3 protein-coding genes are annotated in these 3397 nt (G+C 71.2%); all 3 read right to left on the bottom strand.

All coding sequences use genetic code 11. The annotated features are described in order from the left end of the window. Positions 1-754, bottom strand: a 754-nt coding sequence (locus tag GKQ77_RS30200; RefSeq protein WP_219692302.1) for an SDR family oxidoreductase, incomplete at its 3' end; no start/stop codon positions are given. Beyond that, positions 751-1677 carry an alpha/beta fold hydrolase gene (locus GKQ77_RS30195; RefSeq protein ID WP_219692301.1) on the bottom strand — a complete coding sequence of 309 codons (927 nt, stop codon included), beginning with the start codon at positions 1675-1677 and terminating at the stop codon, positions 751-753. The genes GKQ77_RS30195 and GKQ77_RS30200, both read right to left, overlap by 4 nt. Beyond that, the gene (locus GKQ77_RS30190) at positions 1674-3221 is read right to left on the bottom strand and encodes a flavin-containing monooxygenase (RefSeq protein ID WP_219692300.1); all 1548 of its coding nucleotides are present in this window, start codon (positions 3219-3221) and stop codon (positions 1674-1676) included. Before GKQ77_RS30190 ends, GKQ77_RS30195 begins: the two co-directional genes overlap by 4 nt. Positions 3222-3397 lie beyond the last annotated feature (176 nt).

Genomic DNA, 3397 nt, shown 5'->3' with positions numbered 1-3397 from the left:
GTAGATACCCCCGCACCCCCTGCATCCCCCGCAGCCACCACTGCGCGTACACATGCGCGGAACGCCGTTCGATGCCGGCCACAAGGCGGTCCACCGCCGGGCCCAGCGGATACGTCTTGTTGGAGGGCCACGGCAGCCGCTGCCGCAACTCCCGCATCACGTCGTCCTGGTCCGCGCCCCGCACCATGTCCGTGTCCGTCCAGGACAGATAGCCGACGCCGACCTTCACCCCCTGGTAGCCGACCTCGGCCCGCAGCGCGTGCGCGTACGCCTCGACGCCCGACTTCGACGCGCAGTACGCCGTCATCATCGGCGCGGGCGCGATCGCCGCGAACGAGGCTATCTGGAGCAGATAACCCCGGCTCTCCATGAGCACGGGCAGGAAGGCGCGGCCGGTCACCGCGCTGCCGATGAGGTTCACCTCGATGACCCGGCGCCACGCGTCGGGGTCGGACTCCACGAAGGGCCCGCCCCCGGCCACCCCCGCGTTCGCCACGACGATGTCGACCTTCCCGAAGCGCTCCTTGACCTCCTGCGCGACCCGCGCCATCGCGGCATGGTCGGTGACGTCCGCGTACCAGTGCCCGGACTCGGTGTGCAGCCGCTCCCCGACCCGCTTCAGCTCGTCCGGTTCGAGCCCCACGAGCGCCACCTTCGCGCCCCGCGCCGACAGCTTGCGCGCGAGCAGCTCGCCCACTCCGCGCGCCGCGCCCGTGACCACCGCGACCTGACCCTCCAGGCTGACCCTGCTCATGCGCCCTCCTTCACCTGTACGTACGTGCCGACGACTTCCTTGATGCGCGCGGTGACGGCCTCCGGCGCCTCTATGGGCGTCATATGGCCGACCCCGGCAAGCTCGGTGAGCCCGACGCACTCGGGCAGCGCCGCCGCGATCCGCCGTGCGTGCACGACGGGCGTGAGCCGGTCGTCCAGACCGGCGATGACGGCGGTGGGCACCTGCAACGCCCCCACCTCGACGTCCAGTTCGAGCGTGTCGAGCACATGGGACCATCCGTGCCGCACGAGCGTCGGACAGGCGTGCACTATCCGCGCACACGCGTCGACCTTCTCCGGCGCCGAACCGGCGCCCATGGTCCCGTACTTGAGGATCCGCTTGGCCAGCGGCGTGACCGGCCCGAGCGGCGCCCGCGAACCGAGCACCGACCGCGTGATCCGCGTCCGCACCCGCCCGGCCCGCAACGGCACGACCAGCGACTCGGCGACCAGGCTCGAACTGCCCGTACTACAGAGCAGTACGGCCGCCGCGTGCTCCCGCACCCGCTCGCGGCCGCCCGCCGCCATGATCGTCATGCCGCCCATGGAGTGCCCGACGAGCACGGCCTTCTCACCCGGCGCGAGCGTCGCCGCGAGGACCGCTTCGAGGTCGTCGGCGAGCGCCCGCGTGCTGTATCCGTCGGCGTCCGCCGGCGCGGCACTGCGCCCGTGCCCCCGCTGGTCGTACGCGATCACCCGGTGATCGGCGCTGAGCGCCCGGATCTGCGCCGCCCAGAACGCCGTCGAACACGTCCACCCGTGCGCGAGCACCACAGCGGGCGCTCCCTCCGGCCCGTGCGTCTCCACGTGGATGCGGGCCCCATCGGCGGAGACGGCGGTCAGTTCGCGCGCGGCGACGGGCGGCGCGTAGGGCCCGCTCACCGCATGGATCAGCCGGCTCACGCCCCGGCCTCCACCTTCGCGCCCCCGGACGACCCTTTCTCCGTCCGCGATATCGGCACCGCCTCCCCCACCTTCGCCGGCCGCAGCACCTCGTACTCGGAGAGGTCCACCCGCCGCGTCGCCGCCCTGAACTCGGTGGTCGTGCCCGGCCACACCGTCGTATTGACGCCGTTCTCGTCGAGGTACCAGCTGTTGCAGCCGCCGGTGTTCCACACGGTTCGCCTCATCCGCTCCTGGACCCGGCGGTTCCAGGCGCTCACGGCGGCGGGCCGGGCGGCGAGCGCGGCGCGGCCCCCGAGGACATCGAGCTGGCGCAGGTAGTCGGCCATGTAGTTCAGCTGGGACTCGATCATCAGGATCATGGAGGAGTTCCCGAGGCCGGTGTTCGGGCCGATGATCGTCATCCAGTTGGGGAAGCCGGCCGCGGTCGCGCCACGCAGCGCGTTCATGCCGCCCTTCCAGCTCTCCATGAGGGTCTGCCCCTCGTCGCCCACGACGCGCTCGGCGATCGGCATGTCCGTGACGTGGAACCCGGTGCCGAAGATGATCGCGTCGACCTCGGTCTCCGTACCGTCCGCGGCGATGACGGTGCTGCCCCGCACCTCGGTGAGACCGCTCGCGACGAGATCGACGTTGGGCTCGGCGAGCGCCGGATAGTACGTGTTGGACAGCAGGATGCGCTTGCAGCCGATGCGGTACGAGGGTGTCAGCTTCGCCCGCATGGCCGGGTCCTTGATCGCCCGGTACATGTTCCGCTTGGCGATCCGCTCGACGAGACCGAGTTCGTTCGGCCGCTTGGTGAACGCCTGGACCTGCAACTCCCGTATGCCCCACAGGAGTCCGCGCCGCGCCTGCGTGGTGAACGGCAGCTGCCTGTGCAGCCAGCGCTCGGCGCCGCTGATGGCGCGGTCGGCGCGCGGCATCACCCACGGGGGCGTGCGCTGGAAGAGGGTGAGCCGCCCGACCTCCTTCTGTATCTCGGGCACGATCTGGATGGCGGAGGCGCCGGTGCCGACCATCGCGACGCGCTTGCCGCGCAGGTCGTAGCCGTGGTCCCAGCGGGCGGAGTGGAAGACCTTGCCGGGGAAGGTGTCGAGGCCGGGGATGTCCGGGGTCTTGGGGTCGGAGAGCGGCCCGGTGGCAGAGACGACGACGTCGGCGGTGAGGGTGCCGTCGCCGGTCTCTATCTCCCAGCGCAGCCGCGCGGCGTCCCACCGCATCAGCTTCACCTCGGTGTTGAGGCGTATGTGCGAGCGCAGCCGGAAGGTGTCGGCGACCCGCTCCAGGTACTCCTGTATGTGCTCCTGCCCGGAGAAGGCGCGCGGCCAGTCGGGGTTGGGCGCGAAGGAGAACGAGTACAGGTGCGAGGGCACGTCACAGGCGCAGCCCGGATAGCTGTTGTCCCGCCAGGTGCCGCCCACCGCGGCGGCCCGCTCCAGGACGACGAAGTCGGTGATGCCCTCACGGCGCAGCCGCACGGCCGCGCCGAGCCCTCCGAACCCGGAACCGACCACCGCCACTCGTACGTGCTCGTGCTCTGCCATTCCGCCGCCTCCCGAAGTCCGCGAACCGCGCCAGTGAACACTGGCGCAATTGGAGGGTAGGGCAGTTCCGTACTCATGGGTAGGGGTCGAGCGAGTCCGACTACCTACGAGCCCCGTAAGGGGCGCGAGGAACTGCGCGAGCAACCACAACGCACCTGCGGTGAGGCCCCGTAAGG

Origin of the sequence: Streptomyces anatolicus, assembly GCF_019400875.1 — a bacterium.
GTDB classification, from domain to species: Bacteria; Actinomycetota; Actinomycetes; order Streptomycetales; family Streptomycetaceae; genus Streptomyces; species Streptomyces anatolicus.
This window is presented reverse-complemented; position numbering and strand designations above follow the sequence as displayed.

Excerpts from the sequence above, each read along its gene's own strand:
- GKQ77_RS30190 (WP_219692300.1), bottom strand. The coding sequence starts at position 3,221 with ATGGCAGAGCACGAGCACGTACGAGTGGCGGTGGTCGGTTCCGGGTTC.